This window comes from Robbsia andropogonis, assembly GCF_000970345.1.
GTDB classification, from domain to species: Bacteria; Pseudomonadota; Gammaproteobacteria; order Burkholderiales; family Burkholderiaceae; genus Robbsia; species Robbsia andropogonis.
Window position 1 is genome coordinate 1 of record NZ_LAQU01000026.1, and the last position, 24,292, is coordinate 24,292.

At 56.8% G+C, this 24,292-nt stretch carries 18 protein-coding genes and 1 pseudogene; 14 read left to right on the forward strand and 5 right to left on the reverse strand.

Annotated elements, in window-relative coordinates:
* Positions 1-72: 72 nt before the first annotated feature.
* Both WM40_RS19635 and WM40_RS19640 read right to left on the reverse strand, forming a co-directional pair.
* Entirely contained in the window at positions 73-954 is an 882-nt protein-coding gene (locus WM40_RS19635) for an ABC transporter permease (RefSeq protein ID WP_082103010.1), read from the reverse strand.
* Positions 951-2,084: an ABC transporter substrate-binding protein gene (locus WM40_RS19640; protein WP_052738426.1), complete on the reverse strand. Its 1,134-nt coding sequence runs from the start codon at positions 2,082-2,084 to the stop codon at positions 951-953. Before WM40_RS19640 ends, WM40_RS19635 begins: the two co-directional genes overlap by 4 nt.
* Before the next feature lie 215 nt (positions 2,085-2,299).
* Here WM40_RS19640 and WM40_RS19645 point away from each other — a divergent pair, with 215 nt between their 5' ends.
* The 4 genes from WM40_RS19645 to WM40_RS19660 all read left to right on the forward strand — a co-directional run bounded on the left by WM40_RS19645 (position 2,300) and on the right by WM40_RS19660 (position 8,719).
* Entirely contained in the window at positions 2,300-3,421 is a 1,122-nt protein-coding gene (locus WM40_RS19645) for an LLM class flavin-dependent oxidoreductase (RefSeq protein ID WP_046153730.1), read from the forward strand.
* Positions 3,422-3,523: 102 nt separating this feature from the next.
* Positions 3,524-4,834: an acyltransferase family protein gene (locus tag WM40_RS19650; protein WP_046153731.1), complete on the forward strand. Its 1,311-nt coding sequence runs from the start codon at positions 3,524-3,526 to the stop codon at positions 4,832-4,834.
* A gap of 203 nt (positions 4,835-5,037) precedes the next feature.
* A complete protein-coding gene (locus WM40_RS19655; RefSeq protein ID WP_046153755.1) occupies positions 5,038-6,879 on the forward strand; it encodes an ABC transporter transmembrane domain-containing protein in 1,842 nt (613 codons plus the stop codon).
* 1 nt (position 6,880) lies between these two features.
* Entirely contained in the window at positions 6,881-8,719 is a 1,839-nt protein-coding gene (locus WM40_RS19660; RefSeq protein ID WP_046153732.1) for an ABC transporter ATP-binding protein, read from the forward strand.
* Positions 8,720-8,848: 129 nt separating this feature from the next.
* On the opposite strand, the gene WM40_RS19665 is transcribed toward WM40_RS19660, so the two are convergent.
* The gene (locus tag WM40_RS19665; protein WP_201779148.1) at positions 8,849-9,325 is read right to left on the reverse strand and encodes a CHRD domain-containing protein; all 477 of its coding nucleotides are present in this window, start codon (positions 9,323-9,325) and stop codon (positions 8,849-8,851) included.
* A 233-nt stretch (positions 9,326-9,558) separates the two neighbouring features.
* On the opposite strand from WM40_RS19665, the gene WM40_RS19670 reads away from it, so the two are divergent.
* Positions 9,559-10,611: an NADP(H)-dependent aldo-keto reductase gene (locus WM40_RS19670; protein WP_024903764.1), complete on the forward strand. Its 1,053-nt coding sequence runs from the start codon at positions 9,559-9,561 to the stop codon at positions 10,609-10,611.
* 155 nt (positions 10,612-10,766) lie between these two features.
* Entirely contained in the window at positions 10,767-12,512 is a 1,746-nt protein-coding gene (locus tag WM40_RS31620) for an NYN domain-containing protein (protein ID WP_046153757.1), read from the forward strand.
* A 158-nt stretch (positions 12,513-12,670) separates the two neighbouring features.
* Here the strand turns inward: WM40_RS31620 and WM40_RS19680 are convergent, their stop codons facing one another.
* On the reverse strand, positions 12,671-13,303 hold the full coding sequence (locus WM40_RS19680) for an NUDIX hydrolase (RefSeq protein WP_201779149.1): 633 nt from the start codon (positions 13,301-13,303) through the stop codon (positions 12,671-12,673).
* A 230-nt stretch (positions 13,304-13,533) separates the two neighbouring features.
* Between WM40_RS19680 and WM40_RS19685 the strand changes: the two genes are divergently transcribed.
* From WM40_RS19685 to WM40_RS28920, 4 genes and pseudogenes are all read left to right on the forward strand, one after another.
* Entirely contained in the window at positions 13,534-14,634 is a 1,101-nt protein-coding gene (locus WM40_RS19685) for a branched-chain amino acid aminotransferase (RefSeq protein ID WP_046153758.1), read from the forward strand.
* A gap of 329 nt (positions 14,635-14,963) precedes the next feature.
* Positions 14,964-15,563, forward strand: coding sequence for a hypothetical protein (locus WM40_RS19690; protein ID WP_157685862.1), 600 nt, complete (start codon positions 14,964-14,966; stop codon positions 15,561-15,563).
* A 515-nt stretch (positions 15,564-16,078) separates the two neighbouring features.
* Positions 16,079-16,831 (forward strand): F-box-like domain-containing protein, encoded by a 753-nt coding sequence (locus WM40_RS19700; protein WP_046153734.1) that lies wholly within the window; start codon positions 16,079-16,081, stop codon positions 16,829-16,831.
* Between the two features lie 166 nt (positions 16,832-16,997).
* Positions 16,998-17,707: pseudogene (locus tag WM40_RS28920) on the forward strand (IS6 family transposase); the annotation flags it as partial.
* Positions 17,708-17,923: 216 nt separating this feature from the next.
* On the opposite strand, the gene WM40_RS19710 reads toward WM40_RS28920, so the two are convergent.
* Entirely contained in the window at positions 17,924-18,139 is a 216-nt protein-coding gene (locus WM40_RS19710; protein ID WP_024903757.1) for a hypervirulence associated TUDOR domain-containing protein, read from the reverse strand.
* 873 nt (positions 18,140-19,012) lie between these two features.
* Here WM40_RS19710 and WM40_RS19715 point away from each other — a divergent pair.
* The 4 genes from WM40_RS19715 (at position 19,013) to WM40_RS19730 (ending at position 24,124) form a co-directional block, all read left to right on the forward strand.
* Positions 19,013-20,068 (forward strand): hypothetical protein, encoded by a 1,056-nt coding sequence (locus tag WM40_RS19715; RefSeq protein ID WP_046153736.1) that lies wholly within the window; start codon positions 19,013-19,015, stop codon positions 20,066-20,068.
* 353 nt (positions 20,069-20,421) lie between these two features.
* Positions 20,422-21,504, forward strand: coding sequence for a hypothetical protein (locus WM40_RS30265; RefSeq protein ID WP_157685863.1), 1,083 nt, complete (start codon positions 20,422-20,424; stop codon positions 21,502-21,504).
* A gap of 269 nt (positions 21,505-21,773) precedes the next feature.
* Positions 21,774-22,661: a hypothetical protein gene (locus tag WM40_RS19725; protein WP_046153738.1), complete on the forward strand. Its 888-nt coding sequence runs from the start codon at positions 21,774-21,776 to the stop codon at positions 22,659-22,661.
* 386 nt (positions 22,662-23,047) lie between these two features.
* Entirely contained in the window at positions 23,048-24,124 is a 1,077-nt protein-coding gene (locus WM40_RS19730; protein WP_046153739.1) for a hypothetical protein, read from the forward strand.
* Positions 24,125-24,292 lie beyond the last annotated feature (168 nt).

The following is a 24,292-nucleotide window of genomic DNA, read 5'->3' on the forward strand; positions in this document are numbered from 1 at the left end:
GTCATAAGGGAGCGCAAGCGGCCAGAGGCAATGGCGATTGCGCCAACGCGCCGATCTGCGCCCCGTCTCCGGTCAGCCGCCGTCGAACGCGGGACGCCAGTCCAGCAGCCGTTTTTCGAGCCAACGAACGATCACGGTCACCTGCCAGCCCCAGCAACGGCCGTATACGATCAGGCACACGATGATCACGTCGGTCTGAAAAAGGTCCCGTGCATTACTCAGCAAATATCCGATGCCAGCGGTGGCATTGATCTGTTCACCGAACACCAACGCGAGCCAGCTCGCCCCGAGGGCGTAACGCAAGCCGGTCAGCAAATTGGGTAACGCGCCGGGCAGCACGATCAATGCGATCAGCCTAGCTCGCGACAATTCGAGCACGCGCGCCGCCTCGATCAACCCCACATCCACGTTACGAATGCCGGCATACACATTCAGATACAAGGGGAAAGTGCTCGCCAACGCGATCAATGCAATCTTCGGCGTTTCGCCAATGCCGAACCAGATGATCAGCAGCGGAATCAGCGCGATATGTGGCACCGTGCGCAACATCTGCATCGGTGGATCCACGAGGTCTTCGGCGACTCGCGACAAGCCGCAGAGCAAGGCCAGGCTGACTCCGGCCGCGCCACCGATCCCCAGGCCGATCAGGACACGATGCAGTGATACCCACAACGCCGCGGGCAGCTCTCCATCCTGCCATAACGAGACCGCCGCGGACAGGATCGCGGGCGGCCCCGCCAGCACCTCCGGACGTAACACGCCGATTGCCGACAAACCCCACCATGCGGCAAGGATCACTGCGACGCCCACCGTCCGCCGCAACGATCGCGGCAGGCGCTGCCAGGAAGGAGGCGACGCCTTGCGTGCACGCGCATCGCCTCCTTCCTGCCGGGGATCGGAAGACGGAGCGCGCGACGAGCCCGGGGCGCGGAGGGATTGTGGATCCGCACTCATGCCGTTATCCCATGATAGAGGTGGGCGGCGAGATCGACACCCGGTTGCAACAAGCCCGCGCTAATCCACGTCTTGTACGTCGCGTCGACGCGCTGCCGCACGCCATCCCCGATAGGCTGGCGTTGATAGCCCACGGCATCGTTATAAGTGCCGGCGGCGACTTGATCGTCCTGCTTGGAAAACCGCTTGAACCAATCGATATAGCCCGCGCGATTGCCCCGCCCCCATGCCAGGGCCCGATCCTGCAAACGTGCAAAGTGGGCGATGGCGGCCACTTTCGCGGGGTCCTTCAACGCCTCCGGATGCGCGCTCAACAGCGACAAACCCGAATTGATGCGTGCACCGTCATCGAGCGTCTGCGCATGCAGCACGCCGACCGTGCGCGCCCGAAAAATCCCCCAGGTCGACCAGGCATCAATGCCCCCGCTCGCAAACGCGGCGCTGGCGTCGGTGGGCGCGAGGAACGCGAGCTTCACGTCGCTCAGCGGAATACCCGCCTGCTGCAACAGCCCGACAACCAGGAAATGACCAACGCTGCCGCGCGTGGTCGGCGAGATGGTCTTGCCCCGCAACCCTTGCAAAGATGCGATGCCGCTATTCGGCCGCGTCAGCAACGCCGTATCGGTCGAATGGGTACGCTGCCACGCAGCCACCACCTGCACTGGCGATCCACCGACAATGGCCGTCACCGTGGGTGAGTCGTTGGCCGAGCCGATATCGGTCGCATTGGCTTTCAGGGCTTCGTGCAACGCGGCGGCGGTGGGAAACACCGACCACTCGATCTTGAAAGGCACGTCCTTCAGCAGGCCGGCAGCCTCGAAAAGGCCGCGGGTCGCGCCAGTCTGGTCGCCCACGCGCAACGTCACATTCCGCAACGCCGCATCGGACACTTGCCCGGCGCCTGATGCAGTGGAAACCGCCCACGCCGGCACGGACAAGCTTGCCGAGGCGGCCGCTGCGCCCAGCGACACGGCCTGTCGCAGCCATGCACGCCGCCCCGCGTCGCCACGTTCGCGCAAGTCGTCGCCGGCGGTCAGTGCGTCGCCGATCGATGCCCCGGCACCGATGGTCTGGCGCCAGGACTGGAACGCCCGAAAAGACGGGAGCGATGAAATCAAAGGCTTCTGCATGGATCTCGTTTCCAGAATATCCGGACATCATTACATGGCCTTTCATGCTAGTAGCAGGCTCCCCCTATCCCAAACAACGATTTCTAAGATGAATAGAAATCATCCATGCATATCCTTATCGAAATTCGTCGTTTGCGATCCGAAGGCGCACATCGCTATGGTGTTCGCGGAATGGGACAACGATCCCTGCATGAAAGTCTTCTTGGAGAACCCGCATGAGCATCGAATTCATCGGCTATGTCAGCCACCAGGAGTCCAGCGAGACGCATTTGCCTCAGGGACCCACGCTAAATGTGCCCTATATTGGCTCGGTGGCGCAGGCCCATGAGTTCGGTGGTTTCGACCGGGTACTGATCGCGCATTCCAGCGCCTCACCGGATGGCGGCCAGATTGCCGCGTACGTGCTGCATCAAACCCAGCGCCTGGGGGTGTTGCTCGCCCATCGACCGGGCTTTGTCGCGCCCACCCTGGCAGCCCGGCAATTGTCCACGCTCGACCATTTCTCCGGGGGGCGGCTCGCGGTGCATATTATTTCCGGAGGCGACGACACGGAGCAGCAACGCGACGGTGATTTCCTCGACCATAGTGCCCGTTACCGCCGCACCGATGAGTACCTGGATGTCGTCAAGACCGCCTGGACCAGCGATGCACCGTTTGACCACCAGGGCGAGTTCTACCGGGTGAAAGGTCACAAATCGCAGATTCGCCCCGTCCCCCGAGCCAACCTGCCACATTTGCCGGTGTATTTCGGCGGCGCATCGGATGCCGCGATCGAAGTGGCAGGCAAGCACGCCGACGTGTATGCGCTCTGGGGTGAATCCCTGGATCAGGTTGCCGAATTGGTCAGGCGCGTGCGCGCGGCGGCGGCACGATATGGCCGGCAAGACAAGATTCGCTTCAGCCTGTCATTGCGTCCGGTCATTGCCGCGACCGAAGAGGCCGCCTGGGCGCGTGCCGATGCGATCCTCGAACGTGCGAAGGAGGTGGTCACGCGTTCCCCGAATTTCACGCGTCGACCGCAAGATCCGCAAAACGTGGGCGCAAAGCGCTTGCTCGCCGCGGCAGCACGAGGTGCGGTCGTCGATCGGCGCTTGTGGACCGGCATGGCGGCGTTGACCAAGGCCGCCGGCAATTCCACTGGCCTGGTGGGCACGCCAGAACAAGTGGCCGAGGCGCTGGTCGAATACTATCGCCTGGGTATCACGACATTCCTGGTGCGCGGATTCGATCCCTTGGAGGATGCGCTGGCGTACGGCCGTGATCTCTTGCCGATCGCCCGCGAACGCATTGCCATCGAGGAAGACAAGGTGGCACGCACCGGTCAAGCCGCCGCCTGAGCGGCAGCAAACGCCCTGCAGCAAAAAGGACTGACTAAGCGCGAAGGACCGCATCAGAGGTAGCATGATACGGTCCAATCGAATTGTCGCGAGGTGTTGTCCATGTCGTTCAAGCTGCCCGTCCTGTCACCTGGCGCATTTCGTCTGTGGCTTGCGTTCGTCGTCTTTGTAACGCACACCACGCCGTTGAAGCTGGGAGCATCGGCAGTCTTCCTCTTTTTCGCGCTGAGCGGCTATTGGATCGACCGGATGTGGCACGCCGAATACCGGCATGTGGCCCGTCCGGTACGCACCTTCTACCTTTCTCGACTCTGGCGGATCTTTCCAGTCTTCTATGCGGCGCTGGCGCTGATGCTGATCTGCGCGGCCTGTGGCTGGATCGCCTTACCGCATCCCCTGCTGTTCCCGCCCACTGTGCCACCCGGCCTGGATACCGCCGCGTCGAGCAATGTGGTCGGGAGCACGACGTCCGGCCCGTTCGCGGCAATCCATTATTATTTTTCGCATGTGCTGCTGTTCGGTTACGCGACGATCACACCAGCGTGGCGCGTAATCGGTCCGCTGTGGTCGATCGATATCGAATTACAGTTTTACGTGGTGGCGCCGCTTGTCATCTGGCTACTGGACAAGACGCGCAGGATGCAAAGCAATCCGACGGACGGCACGACGGCAGACATGGAGATACCGTCGATCGGCGCGCGGACCGGGCGGATTTTCCTGTTTGCGGTGTGCGTCCTCGGGCTGCTGCATATGCTGCTCGCATACCGGGGTGATGATTCGACGATCGGCATCTTGCCGGACTACCTCGCCTTCTTTGTCGCGGGCGCCTGGGTCGCACGCCGTGACTGGCGCTTTTCGACAACTCAGGTGCAGTCGGGCGCGGCCATCGCGTTTGCCATCCTGCTGATCTGCGCCGTATATCGCCCGCTGCGCGGCGTCATGTTCTTTGGCAGCGCTTACGGCGAAATGTCGTACTTCAATACGCTGGCTAACCTGCTTATCGCCGTCGCGCTGCTGCCTTATGCGATGACGACTACCCGGAAACGTCCCGGCAAGGAAATCACAATCGAGAGAGCGGGCGTGATGGGGTGGCTACATCGCCGCATCGATCCGGCGCGCCTCGACCGGCTCCTTGGTGCATTGTCCTATGAGGTCTACCTACTGCACGGCATCGTGCTTCTGGCCATGCACGATCGCGGTCTGCTGCCGACCAGCACCCTTGCCCGTCTACCCTGGCTGCCGTTGCCCCTCGTCATCATCGTCGGCCTGTCCTTGCTGGTCTACTATATTGTGGATCGGCCACTGGAACGGGCACGCCACCGCTGGGTACGCACGCAACCCGGTTATCCCACACGGCCTGCGGCCACGGGCAGTGCCGCAGCCATCCCGCTCAGCAAGCAGACCCTGCACTGACGAAGGTTGTCCGGCACCGCGGAGCGTCTGTCATCCGAGTCCGCTACACTAGCGGTCGTCTTACAGCAGACTGACAATGCGCATCCGGTGCGTGGCACGTGCCCTTAACAGCCGGTCCGTGCCCATTTCCGTGTCCCGGCCGCTGCCCGATTTTCGTGCCGGTCACCCTCCGGCACCGCCGCAACCGCGTTTCTATGCAATCCATGTCCTTGTTACGCCTTCTGGCGACTTTTACCCGCCAGCAATGGCGTCCCTACGCTGCATCGGCCGTGATGCTGGCAGGCGTGGCCGTGCTCAGCGTGATGATTCCACGCATGGTCGGACGTATCATCGACGGGCTTGTAGCGCATCAGTTGCACCTGCTCGCGCTCATGGGCGATCTGGCGATTTTGCTGGCGATGGGATTGGCAATCTATTTCTTGCGGGTTGGTTGGCGCGTGACGTTGTATGCAGCCGCCTACAAGCTGGGCACGTCGCTGCGCGAGCGGATCTACCGGACGCTCGCGCTACAAAGTCCTGGTTTTTTCCATCGGCACCGTACGGGCGACCTGATGGCGCGCGCTACCAACGATATCGACGCGGTGGAAATGACTGCCGGCGAGGCCTTGTTAGCCGGCTTCGACGGCTCGATGACGCTGATCCTGGTTGTCGCGATGATGACCGGCGGCATTGATTGGCGCCTGAGCGTCGCCGCCTTGCTGCCCTTCCCGTTCATGGCTTTCGGCTTCTGGTTGATCTCGAACCGGATTCACCACGCCTGGCGCGACTCCCTTGGCCGATTCAGCACATTAAACGACCACGTCCAGGAAACACTCAGCGGCGTGCGCACCGTCCGCGCGCTCGGACTGGAGGCGCATAACGCGAACGTACTCGCCAAACTGGCGCGTGACGCAGCAAACAGCAATCTCGAAGCACAGCGGTGGGAAGCGGCGTTCTCGCCCGTCGTCGGTATTGCGCTGACGGCATCGACGACCATCACATTGGCATATGGCGGCTACCTGGTGTGGACTGCCCAGATGACCATCGGCAACCTGACCAGCTTCAGCATGTATCTGGGGCAACTGATCTGGCCCATGTTCGCCGCCGGCTGGGTGCTGTCGCTGATCGAGCGTGGCCGCGCCGCCTGGACACGCTTGAACCCCTTGCTCTCGGCCGAATCGGAAGTAGACGATAACGGCACTGGCGCTATGGCCGAGCCGCTGGCCACGACACGTGCAACGGACGCCGACAACGAGCGGGAAGGGGTGTCGACCGCCGCCACGGCGCAGACATCCGACGAACCGGCATTGGTCTTCGATGCGGTGACGTTCTCGTATGCGGATCAACCCCACGCGGCGATCACCGATGTGTCGTTCCCGGTGGCGGCGGGCAGCACGCTGGGCATCGTCGGCACCACGGGCGCCGGTAAATCCACCCTGCTACGTCTTCTGCTGCGACATTATCCATTGCAACAGGGCGACATCCGCTGGCACGGAGCATCCCTCGCCACCTATTCGCTACAGGCGCTGCGCGAGCAAGTGGCCTGGGTGCCTCAAGAGGCGTTCCTGTTTTCGGCGTCCGTGGCCGACAATATCGCACTCGCGCGCCCTGACGCAAGCCGCGAGGACATCGCGCGGGTGGCCCGTCTTGCCGCTGTCCATGATGACATCCTGCGATTACCGCAGGGTTATGAAACGCCGGTCGGCGAGCGCGGAGTATCGCTGTCGGGCGGGCAGCGGCAGCGTATCGCCATTGCACGCGCGCTGCTGGCCGACGCGCCGCTATTGTTGCTCGATGATGCCTTGTCAGCCGTGGACACCGGCACGGAAACGCAGATTCTGCGGCATTTACGTGCCGCACGACGCGGGCGCACCGTATTGATCGTCAGTCATCGCCTGTCCGCGGTGGCCGATGCGGACGATATCATCGTGCTGGGCGGTGTAGAAAGCCGTCAGGAGGGGCACATCATCGAGCATGGCAATCACGACACGCTGCTGGAACGGGACGGTTGGTACGCCCGCCAATGGCGTTACCAGCAATTGGAGGCAAGCCTGGATGCCAGCTGACATGCCTGACACCGCCCACACGACGCGCGACACCGGCGGCGGCAAAGCCGAACGCCGTGCGGCGTTCGCGCTCTTACGTCTGGCCGCCGCGCCGGAACGTCGACACGTTCTCCTGGGCACTGCCTGGCTCACCGTGGCCGCCCTGCTGGAAGCGCTGTCGCCGCTGCTCGGCAAACGATTTATCGACGCGTATCTGTTGCCGCATCGGCTTGCCTGGACACCGATCGTCATGCTGCTCACGCTTGGCGCCGTCAGCGCTTGCGTGGCGGGGGTGATCCGTTACTTCCAGTTGACGCGTCTGGCCGGCGTGGCGATGCGCTCGGTCAGACGCCTCCGGGAACAGGTGTATGGCCATGTGATGCGCTTGCCGATGGCATTCTTCGACAAGGCGATCACGGGCCAGTTGGTCAGCCGCGTCACCAACGATACGGAATCCGTCAAGGCGCTTTACGTGCAGGTGCTGTTCGTCATGCTCGACAGTTGCATCGTCGTAAGCGGGGCACTGCTCGCCATGGCCTGGCTCGATTGGCGCTTGATGCTGATCGTGCTGACCCTGGTGCCGGCGATGGTGCTGATCGTCTGGTTATATCAACGCTGGAGCGCGCCGTCCGTGGCCCGTGCCCGGCAATTGCGCAGCGATATCAATGCGCAAATGGGCGAATCGATCGCCGGCATGCCGGTTGTCCAGGCCAGCAACGCCGCCGGGCGGTTCACGCAACGTTTCATCACCACGAACAACGCCCAATACCAGGCCCGCCGCGCGGAACTGGTCGTCAACGCCTGGCTGCTACGGCCCGCGCTGGATTTGCTGAATGTGCTGATTTTGGTGGTCGTGCTGTATGGGTTCGGCATTCAGGAAATGTCGAATGCACAAGTAGGGATCCTGTACGCATTCGTCAGCTATATCGCCCGTGTCGTGGAGCCGTTGATTCAGATCACGATGCAGTTCAGCCAGTTGCAGCAGGCCGTGGTGGCCGCGGCGCGCGTCAACGGCCTGTTGCACGAAACGTTACCGCCGGCGGTGGCGGCGTTGGATAACGATGCCACCTCGCAGGGCAACGCCCTCACAGGCAGCGACGCCAACACCCACGGGGGGGCGGTGCGCTTCGATCACGTGACCTTTGGCTATGATCCGATGCATCCGGTGCTGCATGACATCGCATTGGCGATTCCGGCGGGTGCGTTTTACGGGATCGTCGGTCATACCGGTAGCGGCAAGTCGACGCTGCTGTCATTGCTGCTGCGCTTCTACACCGCGCAACACGGAACGATCACGATCGATGGCCAGGACTTGCGCACTATCGGCGACGCAACCTTTCGTGCCGGTGTCGGACTGGTGCCGCAAGATCCTTTCCTGTTTGCCGCCAGCGTACGCGAGAATATCGACATGGGTCGAGACCTGAGCGACGCCCGGATCGAGGAAGCGGCGCACGCGGCCGGTGCCCATGCCTTGATCATGGCGCTACCGCAAGGCTATGCGACCGATATGGGGGAAAACGGCGGACGCCTGTCCAGCGGGCAAAAACAGCTGATTGCCATTGCCCGTGCGCTCGCCGGGAAACCCAAGATCCTGCTGCTGGACGAAGCAACATCCCATATCGATAGCGAAACCGAACAGACGGTACAACGCGCGCTGGAAGCGCTGCACGGCAAAGTGACGATGATTTCGATCGCGCACCGGCTCTCCACCATCCGGCGCGCGGATCGTATCATCGTGCTGAATCATGGACAGATTGCCGAGTCCGGCGATCACGAGACATTGATGGCCATCGATCGCGGCATCTACCAACGGCTTTATCTGCTTCAGCAGATGCAGGGCGAAGTCACTGAGCAAAGGTAGAAAGGCTTCTGGCGACGCCCCCTCTGGCCCCGTCCACTCTTATTTTGGTGGCAAGGTCCTCCTCGTGAACGCGGATGCCGTGCGGTATCCGCCGTACCGGCCTAAGCGTGACGGTACGGCTCAGGCCCGTTACTTCGTTTTCTCGATTTGCCCACGGATTTCACCACCCGGATTCGCGGCAGTGTGAACGTTGAAATACCACTTGCCTGCCAGCAGCTCCTTGGCCTGTTCCGGCGTCAGCGTCTTGCTGCCCTTGATCGGGCTGGCAAGCGCATCCGCGGCAATCGGAATCACGGGCTTGGCGTTCTCGCCCGCAAGCGCCGGACCGTGGAAATGCGCGGCCGTCGCCGGGCCGGTCAGCTTGTCATAGCTCACCTCGTACTCGAAGTTCTTCGACTTCGTATCGTAGCTTGCCGTCAACGCCCCCGTGCCGTCCGTCTGGTGCGGCGGCACTTCATTCGCCGCGGTAAGCGTCGAGCTGAAGTGGACGACTTTCGCCATGGCCGGCAGTGAGGCGGTCATCGTGGTCAATACGATAGCCGACGCCACCAGCGCGCCACGTGGCATACGGATCAACGGGTTCGAGCGCAACGTTTCGATCGACATGCATCCTCCTTGATAGTTTTCAGGACCGCAACTTCAATCAACGCAATGATTGCCGGCGACGCCGCCAGCCTGATCGATAGTAGCGCACAACGCATGTTCATGACGGATGTGATAGCGTACTGCTCTTGCCGGGTCCCGCCGCCCGCGAAAGACACGCATGCGTCCCTTTCCAGGCGCGCCGCGGTCGACGCTTACGGGACCGGTACCCGTGACCCTCGCCAAGGACAACGCAAATGGAATACAGAAAACTGGGTGACAGCGGCATCGACGTCAGTGTGATCGGTCTGGGCACCATGACCTGGGGTGAACAGAATACCGAAGCCGATGCACACGCACAGCTCGACTATGCGATCTCGCGTGGTGTCACGCTGATCGACGCGGCGGAAATGTATCCGGTACCACCCCGCCCTGAAACGCAAGGTCGAACCGAGCAATACATCGGCACCTGGCTCGCCAAACATCCGGAGCGGCGCGGCAAGGTGGTGCTGGCGACAAAGATCGCCGGACCGGCCCGTCAACCGCATAATCCCAGGCACATTCGCGGAGAGACCAACCAGTTCGACCGGGTCAACCTGCAACAGGCGGTCGACGGTAGCCTGAAACGGCTGCAGACAGACTATATCGATCTATACCAGTTGCACTGGCCTGACCGCAGCACAACGACGTTCGGCCGATCAAACTACCCATGGATCGACGATCCGTATTCGGTACCCATCGAGGAAACATTGACGGCCTTGGCGGAGCTGGTCAAGGCCGGCAAGATCCGGCACATCGGTGTATCGAACGAAACGCCATGGGGCGTTGCGCAATTCCTGCATGCGGCGAAACGGCTGGATCTGCCGAAAATCGTCAGCATCCAGAATCCCTACAGCTTGGTAAACCGTACGTTCGAAAACGGTTTGTCCGAATTCACGCATCGCGACGGCGTGGGGCTGTTGGCGTACTCACCGCTCGCGTTCGGCTGGCTCACGGGCAAATATGAAAATGGCGCCCGTCCGGCCGGCGCGCGAATTACGCTGTATGAACGCTTCGCGCGCTACAGCAAACCGCAGTCGGTCGCGGCAATCAGCGCGTATGTGGCATTGGCAAAGGCGCACGGACTGTCGCCGACGCAGATGGCGCTGGCGTTCATCAATGGGCGTGCGTTCACGACCAGCAACCTGATCGGTGCCACTACGCTGTCACAATTGAAGGAAAATATCGATAGCGCCGACGTCACATTGAGCGAGGAAATTCTCACGGAAATCGACGCGCTTCACGAAAAGCAACCCAACCCGGCGCCCTGAGCAGGCGCGGTCGCCGGCGGAACGGAATGGATGCGTATAATCGAAAGGTTTAGTATTCCGCGATATGACGCATTCGGTGTGGGCTACCCGCAACGAAAACCGCGTTTTGAACCTTTTTACGCAACGCGTGCAACATGCACGCGCCGGGAGCATCCATGGCTTTACCCAACGAGAGCGTCAGCATGGCGCTTTTCTGTGATTTCGAAAACGTCGCGCTGGGCGTGCGCGACGCGAAATACGAGAAATTCGACATTAAGCCGGTGCTGGAACGACTGCTGCTCAAGGGCAGCATTGTCGTCAAGAAAGCCTATTGCGACTGGGATCGGTACAAAGGTTTCAAGGCCGCCATGCACGAGGCGAGCTTCGAACTGATCGAAATCCCGCACGTCCGCCAAACCGGCAAGAATTCCGCCGATATTCGCCTGGTGGTTGACGCACTCGATCTTTGCTACACGAAGTCTCACGTCGACACCTTCGTCATCATCAGCGGCGATTCCGATTTCTCGCCGCTGGTGTCCAAACTTCGCGAAAACGCCAAGAAGGTCATCGGCGTGGGTGTCAAGAATTCCACGTCGGACCTGCTGGTTGCAAACTGCGACGAATTCATTTTTTACGACGATCTGGTGCGCGAACAACAGCGCGCCCAGGCCAAGCGTGACGCGGCAACCCGCAAGAATGATGAAGACCGCGCGCCGCGCCAGAAACCGGGGAAGCAAGATTCCCCCGAAGTAGAAGCGCGTAAGGAAAAAGCCTTTGCGCTTGCAGTGGAAACGTTTGATGCACTGGTGACCGAACGGGGCGATAGCAACAAGATCTGGGCATCGGTGCTGAAGGAGGCCATCAAACGCCGCCGCCCCGATTTCAATGAGTCGTATTTCGGCTTCCGCGCATTCGGTGGCCTTCTAGACGAGGCACAGGCGCGAGGACTGTTTGAAGTGGGTCGGGACGAAAAGTCGGGCACCTATGTGTTCCGAAGCGCCCAGGACATCGGCAGCCGGCTGGAAGAGCCGCCGGCATCTGCCGCGCCCGCTCCTCAATCGCCGAACCGCGGCGCACGCCAGGATTTTGCCGCTTCGCAGGACGCCAACGTCGCCGACGAGGGATCGCTTGGCACACAGCGCAGCGCAGCCCCCCGGTCCAACGAGGCGGTAACCGCGGACCGCGCACCCGCGAAAAAGTCTCGGCGTCGTGGCCGGGATCGCGATCGCGGCCGCGACGCAAATAATGAGCGCGACCCAGGCAGCGACCGTGGTAGACGCGACGCGGAGTCGGTTGTCGAAGTCGACCAAGGTGCATTTGCCGAGGACGCCAATACGGCGACGACGGCAGATACCGTGCTGGCGATTATCGACGCCCCGTACGGCGATGCTGGCGATGCGTTTGCAGACGACGCACCTCTTACGGCCGATGCTACCGGCACGAGCAAGTCACCGGAAGCGGCCGACGCCCGCACCCATGGCGCCGAAGCAGGACTCTTCGACGAAGACACCTCCGATACGTTGACCAGCGCACCAGTGGCCAGCGATTCCGCGCACTATCTGGCAGCGGACCGGGATGCGGACGCCTTGTCACTTGGCGAGCGACCCCGCCCCGGCAAAGCCTCGGCCGCACGCCGTGCACGGCGTGCCCCATCGAAGCGCGCGAGCACGGTCGTCACGGAAATGCTCGAACTCGATAGCGAGGCACCGCTTGAAATAGCCACTCCGTCCGCCGACACGCTGGCCGTCAACGTAAGCAGCGTTGTGCCACCGAGCACGGTTGCCGTTGCCGCAAGCACGCCAGACGAAGAAGTCGATGCGGTCACGCCCACGGCGGAAGCAGCACCGGCGAAACGCGGGCGCAGACCCGGCGCCTCCGCGCGGCGCGCGCGCAAGACACCGCAATTGTTCCCCGAGGAATAACGCGGCAGATCGGGCCGTTGCGCGATCACGGCAACGGCGTCTCCCCGAAAAACATGATTCTCGACAACCCATAAGCAAACCAGACAAGTGCCTTCCCGATGTAAGCAGCACGGAGCAGAAGCCCGTTCCGTCCATACGCTGCTTAGAAAGCACATGCCTCAGTCGAAAATCGTCGTCGTCACTTCGCCGCGGGCAAAGCGGAACGCATCGAGGATGTCACCGACGATCGTCCGTCCTTCGGACAGCGGTGGCAGCGCATCCGGTGAAAAAAACCCAACTTCGGACGTTTCGACACCCACCCGGGGCACCGCTCCCGGTTCCGATTCGCATAGGAAATACAGCTTGTAGAAATCACGGGGGTCCAATTTGTACGCGCCCTTGGCCTTGTGTCTCACGCTGAACAATGACTTCACACTCACGCGCAAGCCGGCCTCCTCCCATACCTCCTTGGCCGTATTCTCCGCACCCGACAGCCCGACGTCGGCATAGCCACCCGGCATCGTCCACAAACCATCGAATTTCTCGCGAACCAATAAAATCTGGTCGTCAACGATTACCGCACCCCGCACTTCGATAAGGGGTGTGGCATAGGCGGTGCCCATCGGAGGCATCAGGTCCGGAATGTGGTTGATCGGCACATTGCCAAGATCTGCAAGCATCGCATTCGAAATGCGCGCTATTTCCTCGAAACGTTCTCTATCAAACACGCCCTCGGCAAAGTGCAATCCCGTCGAGGCGATGGCCTGGAGGCGTTTTACGTAGGTAAGCCACTGATTTTCCAAAACTTTCACGCGTCAATATCCCCATCGAACCCATGAACCCATAGCCGTAACGATAAACCAGCATGGACGCACATGGGTTGACTGTACGGTAACAGTGATAGTGCAGCGCAAAGCCGCTTCAGACCCATGACATATACGACACGTTTTGGCGTGGAATACCCGCCACGGCAATTTCCCTGCTAAATCTTTCATTTTTCGGTAGCATCGTGGTTTTCCGTGTTTTCAAGAAAGCGCTTGCCATGATCGCCTCCACACCGACGCTGCGCGTCACGCCTTCTGACCATATCCTGAGCGATGCCGAACGCATCGCGCGTACGACCGGCCCGGGCTTCGGTCGCATATTTACGGATCACATGGTCGTGATTCCGTACCGGGACGGCGCATGGCAGCAAGGCGAGCTGAAGGCCTACGGCCCATTGTCTCTGGACCCCGCCACCTCGGCGTTGCATTACGGTCAAGCGATCTTCGAGGGCTATAAGGCCTTTGCACAACCGGACGGCAGTATTGCCACGTTTCGCCCGGACCAGAATGCCGAGCGTTTCAACCGTAGCGCGGCGCGTCTGGCCATGCCCGCGCTGCCGCCGGAACGCTTCCTGGAAGCGGGTGATGCGCTGATCTCAATGGACCGCAAGTGGGTGCCAACGCCTGTCGGTGAGAGTCTGTACATGCGTCCACTGATGTTTGCATCGGACGCTTACCTGGGAGTACGTCCGTCGGATGAATACCTCTTCCTCCTTTTCGCATCGCCGGCCGGTGCGTACTTCGCGCAAGGCGTAAAGCCGGTGACCGTATGGATCAGCCAGGACTACGTACGCGCGGCACTCGGCGGCACCGGCGAAGCGAAGTGTGCAGGCAACTACGCCGCCAGCCTGGCGGCGCAAGCACAAGCCCAGCAACACGGCTGCGACCAAGTCGTCTGGCTGGACGCCGCCCATCGCGAAGATATCGAAGAAATGGGCGGCATGAATTTGTTCTTCGTCTACAAGGAAGGCGACAAGGTCACGCTGGTCACACCGGAACTGACCGGTTCGCTGTTGCCAGGCGTCACACGTCGCAGCTTGCTGGAACTGGGCCGCGACCTGGGATTCAACACGGAAGAACGCAGGATCTCTGTCACACAATGGCGTGAAGACCTTGCAAATGGTCGTATGTCAGAAGTATTTGCTTGCGGCACCGCTGCGGTGATCACTCCCGTGGGCAAGGCCAAGGCGAACGGTTTCGAAATGACCATCAATGGTGGAGAAAATGGCCCCGTAACGATGCAGTTGCGTCAGGCGTTGCTGGACCTGCAACACGGCGTCTCCGAAGACAAACGTGGCTGGCTGCACAAGGTCTGTTAAAGGCCGTTCGATAAGGCGCGATGCGTAGCAGCGTTGCGTCAGCATTGCCAGAAGGGAGGCACGACGGATCGGCATGCCTCCCTTGTCTTTTTGCTCGCCAATCTCATCGCTTGATGAAAGGCGCGCTCTGATAGCGATATCCGAAGTTGATCAACCCGGCACGACAGAAAACCGCGCAAACTTCATTTTTTGTTTTCTTACTCGGGTACGAACGATGAATATCACAACCACCAGCGTGTTGGATGGGATAGACAGATACATCCCGATAGGTCCGTACGGCGAGAGCGTCTTAATGCGTGACCACGTCGCGTCTATCATAGTACACGTTGATGCGCGTGACGCAGTCTGTTTCGCCATGTCTTGCAAACCTGCCTTGGCGATACTGGGGTGACTACGTCCACTGCACGCAGGCGTTTACCGCTTTGCATAATGTGCAAAATCAAAACGGGCTGGATGTGGCATTTCAATCCATCGTGAATATGCGCCAGGAATGGCAACCGGCATTGCTCCTGGAACGTGCCAATATCCCCCTTGTAGACTCGGACAATATCGACTGGATTGGGCTTCACCGCCGCGATACAAAAATTAATGAAATGATCACCTGGGTCACGTCAAAACCCGAGTCGTTATGGCGTGCCACGTCATTTGGGCAGCTCTACACCGTAAGGTATCTCAACGTATGGCAACCTCGACAGTACTTTCGACACCTTTTTCCGACCGTCACCCCGTACCCCGGAGAGTTCAAGGATATTGCACTTAGGTACTGGCCAGATGCGCTCACACCAATATTGGAAAGCAAGGTCGACATTCCCATTCGAAGTGTCCTCGCCGACTTTTTCGACCGCAGCGAAATCACGTTTGACGCGGTGTCCCTGGCCTTTGCGTGCGAGGCGGCCAGTCACTTGTTTCGTCGTTTCGACGGCGTCTAGGTACGCGAGACATTGCATTGTCGATACGGTGTGAGGCACTTTACACACTGGCAGGCGGTTGAAGAGTGCGTCATCACCGACATTTTCCGAAGCGTAAAAGACAGCAACGACATCGCGTTCATATGCGCTGCTGCCCATAGATGGCGGCCTGACGACTGGACGTTCGTTGCGGCAGTGAAGAATCGATATGTACTCGATTGCGAATATGCGCATAATCGTTGCACCGACGACGATACCAACGAGATTAACCTGCTATCCACATTTCGGTGACCAGACTGAACACTGGTAGCTAGCCGCTTAGCGGCGCACCACTGATAAACGTTCTATCGCATCGAAGCGATATCGTTATTTACCCGCACGGCCGCTCGGGCACGTCTTTCATAACAAATGCGCGCCGTGAACCCGAGCCGACAGGTTCGCTTCGTTTTGCGCGATAAATATGCGTTGATCAGACGAACGTCGACAATCTGAACGGTACTCATCGTTTTTATAAACGATCTTTTCCGTCCATCGCCATGCGAATCATCACCTATGCATTAACGTATCTCTCCTCGGAAAGCGTTGAGCGGGACAACAGTGATAACGACGAAAATATTCACAGGCAACCCAATCCAGGTACGCTGCAAAAACTACCCGATGAGCTTTTAACCACCATTTTCACCGCGCTTCAAGCGCGTGGGCTTTTCAACATTGGATTAGTGAGCAAGCGGCTCCGGACACTTATTGTTCCCCTATCTCCGTCAAGTATCACCGCGATTCAAAAAATTGGAAAAGTGCGGACGGGACGACCCGCTGGCTGGCTCTTCTTCCAGGCGATCAAGAGTATCGAAGCAGCAAGCGTATCCGCGCACCGGCCTGCGCTGCTTCGAGAACTGATCTTGGCCGTCCCGACGAACTACAGACGACGCGGTTGTACCTGGGACACAGAGTTCTTCGATAACGGCTGTTTTTTTAAAGCAATCAGCGCGCAATACGCCATGATCACACCGCAGCCGAAATTGCTATCCGATACGCTCGCATTGATCGATTTGTTTGTCGCCCATTTCGTTGCCTACGAATCTTTTGATGACAACGCAATGCAACCTATCGATCTCATGAGAGTAACCGACAAAGCATTTTGGCCGGCGATGCTTGACTCATTGTTGATGGACGTCCCTGCGTGTCATCTGAAATCCGAGATCAGACTATTTTGTGACGAATATCATGGCCCCGAAAACACGATTTCGTGGGCACTCGCGTGGCAAATGGCAACTTCCCGATTCAGGTAGAAGCAGTCTCAACGAACCTCACTTCCTCCATGCGAATCCGGTGATCGACCGATGGCCTACTGCTGTGCTGTTTTTAACAATGGCGCAACCTGCCAAAAGGGGCACTGGTGCAAATAGCCGGTGGGAATCGGTTAAAGTATTGAGCCCAACAATCGGGTGAACGCTGATGAGCAAGCGCAAAGGCGGAGATGTGCTGTCTAATAGTCGACATTTTGATCAAGAAATCATCGTCCTGTGCGTGCGCTGGTACCGTCGCTACAAGCTCAGCCTACGTGATTTGGTGGAAATGATGGTAGAGCGCGGTTTATCGCTGGCTCACACCCCCGTCATGCACTGGGTGATGCGCTTTACCCCGGAGTTCGTTAAACGCTGGAACCGATTTGCGATCCCTTCGGGTCGATCGTGGCGGGTCGACGAGACCCTTATGAGGATTCGTGGCAGATGGGTCTACCTGTACCGGGCGGTCGATCGAGATGGCAATACAGAGGACTTCTTACTCGGGGTCAAACGCGACGTGGCCGCAGCCAAAGCTTTTTTCGCGAGGCGACCAGGCACCAGGGCCAGTCACCAGAGACTATCACGCTCGACGGTTACGCTGCCTCGCACCGCGCGGTGCGGGAAATGAAGGTCGATAACCCGCTGCCCGAAGACACGAAGGTCCAATCCTCGAAGTATCTGAACAATCTGATTTAGCAGGGCCATCGAAACATCAAATCGAGAACGAACGCGATGCTTGGCCTCAAATGGTTCGCAAATGCCGCGGCAACGATCTCTGGCATCGAATTGATGCATCGCATTCGCAAGGGCCAGTTCGATCTGACTAAACTCGGTCTCAAGCATGCCGCTATGCCTGCCGTATGGAATGCTGTTCTGTCTTCTTCATACAATATCCTACATGTAGGAACATTCTCAACACTCTTACCTGTTTGCACCAGAACCCGCAAACCCAACATGCGAACCCAAATCGCACCGTTACGAATCGCCGTCGATCGTAAAAGAGTTGATCGATCCGTTACGCCCTGAGATACGATCAACGCGCATACCGGGAGAGCCCATTGCAGCACCGTGCTTGCACTTAGACCGAACGAAGACCTAGCCACCCGCGGCTTGCAAACTTTCCCCGCGATGAACCGCACGCTTTCCAGATTTCATGCTTTCCACTTCGTAGCGTGGATCATCGGCACTGGCATCAAACGTGTGACCATCCAGATGCACTCGCTCACGCAAAATGCGTACTATTTTTCCTTTCGTTTCACCCTGCGGTGTCTGCCACTTGACGTGGTCGCCGAGCTTCCACTGATTGATCATGATGCCGTTCCTTGATCGTAATATCGTACCGGAGCGTGAGCAAATGTCGTGCCGCGCCCATTTGGACCGTGACAAAGCAATGAACCATGCCGAATGTTAGGTTCCAGCCGAAAGAGTCCTTTGCTGAATGGTGTTTGGACATTATCGGACGCCTTTGTCATCATGCGCTGTTCCATGCTCCACTGCATTTGCACTGTTCCACCTCGAATTTACACGCAAACGTCTCCTTGCCCTGTTGCAGTTCGAATATCAATCAAGCTTTCAGCAAATCGGCTGACCGACGATGCTGGGTTTATTGTTAGACGGCTCGGCAGCGAATTTGAGATATGAATTCACGCTATTTTTTGAGAAGTATGATGGGCTTGGTAACCCAATGTATTGAAAATCTGTGTCGCAAGCAGCCACCGCGCAGCGTAGGCCTTCGTCAATCTCGGTTTAGCAAAAAAATCTCTACGCGCTTTTGCAACCAACCTTGCAATCCAGTTTTTAGACATTTCATCGGTTGAAGCAGCGTGCCGAAGGTCTGCAAAGCAGATAAAGTATGAGCAAAAATTGAAGGCAGCGGCCGATAGAGATGCCACACTTGTCATCGAGCAAACCAGTTTATCGGTTGCCTCTTCTGCGCATCAGAATCACGCTGAAGGCTTAAAGCCCGGTTTCTTGCGGACTGCGCCGACACCAAACGCAACGAGCACAAGTGCCTCTTCGTTTCACGAGATGTCTTTTCTCCAGCGCCCCCGAACCTGCACATATTGCAGGTTACCTACACCTCATACGTCTCTCAATAAAAGGCGCGGATATCATTCGGCATTTCTTCAAAAAGATGCCGTGTCTCTGGGCGTTCCAACGCTCATAACAGTGGGATAAATAATCATGCAAGCTTTGAACGATATTTTTTCTTATTTTTGGAACGACAGCGAAAATGACAATCTGCTCATCGGCAAGGAGCCGGCGCCTGCCGATAAAACAAATCGAGACAATCCTTTTAACGTACCGGAAAAGATCGTCGATGCCTTTGCATCACTTCTGTCCGCACGGACCCTGCTCAGACTTGCATTGGCAAATAAACGCCTTCATTTTTTACTAACATCGAATTTCCAATCCACTTTCACAGCTCTTTCCATGATCGAAGCAGCGCGACGGGATACTTCCGTCGCTTGGCCCTTCGTTCGCGCCATCGAGAGCATCCAGACCGTCAGCATTAGCGCACAACGACCAGCCTTGTTCAGACAACTGGCTTTAACGATATCGGGCCCTCGACAATTCGCATGGTCCGACGACGATCAGCGAAATTACATGTTTGACAGCAATAAATTCTACAAAGCGATCGCAGATGAAACTCGACTCATACCATTGCCGCCACGGTGCACGCTCGACGCGCTTGCATTGATTGATCTTACTGTTGCCACTTCCACCGGGTCGCGGGTTTTCAAGCCTACGGAGATAACGCATTTTAATTTTTTGAAAACAAGCGAAAAAGCATGGTGGCCTGCAATGCTCGAGTCTTTGATCATTGATATCCCGGCACAAGATTTGAAGGCGGAAATTGCTACATTTCTGGAAAAGTACGACGATCAGATGGTGCAGATATCTGACCCGCTTGCTTGCGTTCTGGCAACTACTTTGTTCTTCGGCAACACGCGGTCGGGCGCAGATGTCCGTTCAGAAATGCAAAGACGTTTTGGCGTTACGCGTTCAGAGCAGTGGCGTACTATTGATCACGCCATCGCATCACACATTCATCTCCATTTCCGTGCGGAACCGCCCGGTCCGGCGTTCGATGCAGAATGCACACGATGGCGCACCAACGATGAGAAATTTGTAGTCTTGGCAGAATCAGCAGCCCTCGCCGCTAACCCGAGATATGATTTTGGCAACAGACCGATGATCAGCATGCCGGATAAAACATGGGGCTGGAGTATCTGGTGAACATTCACCACCGATATCTGGTTTAGACAACATCATCGGTTGGACGTTCGTCGTTTTAATTGCAGTTGCTTCGCGATAGCGTTGGACGGCATGCAATTCAACGTTGCCTCCACGCTTGTAACATAAAGGCGTAAAGCGCACCGCATATGCGTCATGGCAGACTCATAGGTTCCCATCGGCAGCCCCTTCCTTTGCCGCATCTGCGGATGATGGCGGCGCCAAGGATGTCAAATAAATGCATATTGCCATCATCACTCTTCGTTTTTCCAACCAAGTGTTCGCTACCTATTCAAACTATCTGGTTCGTGAAGTCATTCACGAACTTGGCACGCAAATTTTCCGAGTAATAACCTATGCAAAAACTTAGTACCTTATCGTCCGACGGGTATCGTGATCATGTTAATGCAGCCCCATCTCATGACGTCCACCCGATCGCGGAAATAAGTGATACCTATCATGAGGCGCTTATGGTGCGGGCTGTCACAGAGCGAAACGTAGGGAATTTTCAAGTATTGCCGGACAACCTGATTGTCCAGCTGGCAGTGCCCCTTCCCGCAAACACGTTATCAAATCTTAGAATATCAAACCGATATCTCAGCGCCTTATTGACGCCAGATATCCTCTCGAACGCTATGGCATCCGAAGACGTCGTAAGGACCAGCGCAAAGACAGAAATGGACTTCCTAACGGCAGCAAATGCCTATATAAATTCCTATAAACTGCCGTCTCCCCTTACACCTGCGTCGATTCGGGCCGACGCCTTGACGCTTCCGTACGTTGATGGTTTGGTCGATAGTGAGGTATCTGTCAGACACCGAGGATATATCTACCTTCACGTTTTGTCTGGTGCAGTCAAAGCCGCCAAGCGGTGCATAGAACTGCCACTGCAATCGCTAAGAGCCACCCTCGATTTAATTGACCTCGAAGCAGCGGAATATGCTGGAACAGACTCTTTTAGTCATGGTGAAAGCAATCCTTATCATTTATTTACCAATACAAACCCATTATTTTTACCTGCGATGCTCGAATCACTAGTGACGACGGTCCCGGCTGCCGGTCTAGTGTTTGAACTCAGTATATTTTGCAGAAGGTTCGACGGAACATTAGACGCGGTATCAGACACGCTGGCGGGGATGTTAGCTGCAGAGCTTTTCTTTAACGGACCATTGCCCCCGCGAATTCATCCTCATGCAAAAGGGCCAGCCGTTCGCGAAATTATGCATCGACGTTTTGGGGTAAGCAGCGAAGCGCAGTGGAAAGCAGTCGATCGAGATATCGCTTCGGGAATATATCGACGATTGGATCCAATCGTTCCCCGCATCGAACAGTTATGTCAGCATTGGCGTCTCCATGACGCGTCGTTCAGGAAACTTGTGGAAGATATTCTCCTCGCCGAGCGTCCTATTCTATACAAAAAATTCATCGAATCGCGTTAAACCTCTTGCGCTTTCTCACGAAAAAAGAACAACGATAAGCCAAAAGCAACGTCAAGCTTACCTTTGTTCTTCCCAACGCCGTCCGTCCACCAAGGATGGCGAAGGTCAGACGGTGTCAACACATCGCGTAGGGTCTACTTGAACAACAAATCATCTTCGACCGCCACTTTTCCTTCGCTTTTTATTATATTTTTTCGCCGCTTTTGCAAATTTAGTCAGACAGAAGGTTACTATGCTCAATCGTATGCGACTCTACCGGCACAGCTACCATGCAACTGTTAGGCAATTCGTTGGCATATCTAAGCTTGTGGAGCACATTCTACGACGATGTGGATGAAACGTCAGCGTATCCCATTAATAGCGCTAAACAGTGCCATCTGTTGGAACTATCAAGTGACCTCGTGATTGTCGTCGCTGCATTGCTCCCAGCGCATTCAATCGTGCGATTCGCGTCGGCGAATCATCAACTCCACGCCCTTTTGCGCTGTAGGTTCCCCTCAACGTTTCAGGCTGTCGTCGATATTAAAAACATATCTTCGGGCACGCCGGTGGGTAAGCTTTTCACGCAAGCGATAAACAGCATTCAAGCCATTAGTATTCGTACGCAGCAGCCGGCATTGCTCCGCGACCTGGTATTGACTCTAGAAGCAGGATCGCAACGTTTCGATACCTCGCCTGGAGGCTGTGACGATGGTTTTGATAGCGGGCCTTTCTATGATGCTATCTCGAAACAGGAAAGCGAAATAGCGGTTCCTCCCCGATGTCGATCTGATGCGCTTTCTTTAATAGACCTTATTGTTGCCCGATATGCAGGTTGCGCATCGTTCAAACGATGCGCAACCCACCCTTTCGATCTTTTGAAAATGACAAACAAGGCGTTCTGGCCTGAAATGCTTGACTCCTTGATGGCGAACATTCAACCAGACGAACTGAAACGGGAGATAACATTGTTCGCCGAGGAATACGAAGGATCAGTCCATAATATATCCACGCGACTCGCCGCCGAGTTGGCGGCGACCATGTTAGTCAATGACTATAATTATTGGGATGACGTACGATCAGTCATGCATCGTAGATTTGGTATATTGAACGAAGCACAGTGGCATGCGATCAGTCATCGCATTGCTACGCGGGTGTATGTGAGTTGCCTCGTCTAGATCCTCAATATTCCAGCCTTCAAAAATGCTCGGTACGCGCATCCGTGACACAATAAGTAATATCGGCTCGCCACCGATCACCAGTGCCATGCGGTCCCACTGCTGAGAAACGCTATCCATTTTGCCGGATCTGCTAATTGACATACTGCTATCGCGGCTAATATTGCAGGCGCACCCATGCGCCAAGTCGCCTTGCAGGTTGCTCTCTCATACAGACCGCATAGTCTTGACCCTTCCACCGCCGGCACAAAGTGCTATTTATCCTCACTAAAACGCATATGTGTCATGGCACTTCGCCTAGTGCGATTCTTCTTCTCCAGGACTACGAACTGCGATAGGTGAAATTCAACAGAACGCATTCATACACAACGTTTTCACACACAGCCATGCAAACACTGACTAACCTATTGAACGATACCTTAACCTGTTTATTTTCGCAAAATGCATACAGTGATCCAATCGTCGTGGAAGCAACGATTGATTCCAGCAAAAGCAAATATCGGGACTATTTGGATGAGCTTCCCGGCGAATTGTTTATGGCGACCACGTCCGTGCTTACGATGCATGCAATACTGCAACTCGGATCAACATGTAAGCGCCTCGGTGCAAAAATGCACGCATCGTTCCCTAACCTTTTCAAGGCGCTTTCGGAAATAAAGGCTACCCGGACCGCACCAGTGCCAGTCTTGTTTTTTCCTGCTATTTTATCGTGCATAGAACAAGTCAGCATCAATAGGGTACCTGCGACTTTATTACGAAAGTTGCTTGTGGACGTACCACGCAACCGTCGGTCCCTAGATAGCCGCATTCCTGCAACGCAACGCGTCTATGTCAATCATATCGAAACTGCCGTGGCCCGGCAAAAGCATCTAATTCCGTTCCCACCAGCATGCCGGGCTGACGCGCTTTATTCTATCGACCTTATGGTTGCGCGCCATCTCTGCGGCGCTGTCAATGCGGAAAGCACACGCAAAGAATTGAGCTTTCTCCTCTTGCACACGACACACGCTTTCTGGCCTGCCATGTTGGATTCAGTGCTAGTAGATATCCCAGCAGATGACATCCCGGAAGCAATCAAAATTTTCCTGGATCGCTATGAAGGCAGCGTAGAAAAGATTTCGAATTCGTTCGCGAAAGCTTTGGCAAGTGAGATGTTTTTCCAGAGAGACTTACTTGATGCTTTCAGGGATAGCAAAAATAAAGGTGCCATCATTCGAGAAATACTGCAAACCCGCTTCGGAGTAACACGGGATGTGCAATGGCAAGTCATTGACGAATGTATAGCTCTAAATCTTCATAAAAATCTGAATTCCTTACCAGGAGCACGCTTTGATAAACTATGCGAAAATTGGCGTGCCAACGATACCAATTTTGTGATTCTCGCGGAGCAAATGACAGTTGCGAAAGCACCGCATTTTAATTTTGGTGACCGATCAATGCGCTCTAACAGTTGGATAAACTGATTTTCCTCAATTTGAAGTTGAAGGATTTTCTGGCAGCGACTGTGGTTAATTTCAAACCGCATGCTCGGCAAGAATCCAGCCACCGGCGCCCGATCCGTTGACGATGCACTTCCGTAGGTACGGCGCGAGAGACCGCACGCGTCTTACTGGTCTCGCATAATGCTGTAT

What these genes read in the sequence shown, in the direction of transcription:
- WM40_RS19690 (WP_157685862.1), top strand. Translation starts at nt 14,964, where the DNA reads ATGCGCGTGACGCAGTCTGTTTCGCCATGTCTTGCAAACCTGCCTTGG.
- WM40_RS19715 (WP_046153736.1), top strand. Translation starts at nt 19,013, where the DNA reads ATGCAAGCTTTGAACGATATTTTTTCTTATTTTTGGAACGACAGCGAA.
- WM40_RS19640 (WP_052738426.1), bottom strand. Translation starts at nt 2,084, where the DNA reads ATGCAGAAGCCTTTGATTTCATCGCTCCCGTCTTTTCGGGCGTTCCAG.
- WM40_RS19700 (WP_046153734.1), top strand. Translation starts at nt 16,079, where the DNA reads ATGCGAATCATCACCTATGCATTAACGTATCTCTCCTCGGAAAGCGTT.
- WM40_RS19635 (WP_082103010.1), bottom strand. Translation starts at nt 954, where the DNA reads ATGAGTGCGGATCCACAATCCCTCCGCGCCCCGGGCTCGTCGCGCGCT.
- WM40_RS31620 (WP_046153757.1), top strand. Translation starts at nt 10,767, where the DNA reads ATGGCTTTACCCAACGAGAGCGTCAGCATGGCGCTTTTCTGTGATTTC.
- WM40_RS19660 (WP_046153732.1), top strand. Translation starts at nt 6,881, where the DNA reads ATGCCTGACACCGCCCACACGACGCGCGACACCGGCGGCGGCAAAGCC.
- WM40_RS19710 (WP_024903757.1), bottom strand. Translation starts at nt 18,139, where the DNA reads ATGATCAATCAGTGGAAGCTCGGCGACCACGTCAAGTGGCAGACACCG.
- WM40_RS19655 (WP_046153755.1), top strand. Translation starts at nt 5,038, where the DNA reads ATGTCCTTGTTACGCCTTCTGGCGACTTTTACCCGCCAGCAATGGCGT.
- WM40_RS19645 (WP_046153730.1), top strand. Translation starts at nt 2,300, where the DNA reads ATGAGCATCGAATTCATCGGCTATGTCAGCCACCAGGAGTCCAGCGAG.
- WM40_RS19685 (WP_046153758.1), top strand. Translation starts at nt 13,534, where the DNA reads ATGATCGCCTCCACACCGACGCTGCGCGTCACGCCTTCTGACCATATC.
- WM40_RS30265 (WP_157685863.1), top strand. Translation starts at nt 20,422, where the DNA reads ATGCAAAAACTTAGTACCTTATCGTCCGACGGGTATCGTGATCATGTT.
- WM40_RS19670 (WP_024903764.1), top strand. Translation starts at nt 9,559, where the DNA reads ATGGAATACAGAAAACTGGGTGACAGCGGCATCGACGTCAGTGTGATC.
- WM40_RS19730 (WP_046153739.1), top strand. Translation starts at nt 23,048, where the DNA reads ATGCAAACACTGACTAACCTATTGAACGATACCTTAACCTGTTTATTT.
- WM40_RS19650 (WP_046153731.1), top strand. Translation starts at nt 3,524, where the DNA reads ATGTCGTTCAAGCTGCCCGTCCTGTCACCTGGCGCATTTCGTCTGTGG.
- WM40_RS19665 (WP_201779148.1), bottom strand. Translation starts at nt 9,325, where the DNA reads ATGTCGATCGAAACGTTGCGCTCGAACCCGTTGATCCGTATGCCACGT.
- WM40_RS19725 (WP_046153738.1), top strand. Translation starts at nt 21,774, where the DNA reads ATGCAACTGTTAGGCAATTCGTTGGCATATCTAAGCTTGTGGAGCACA.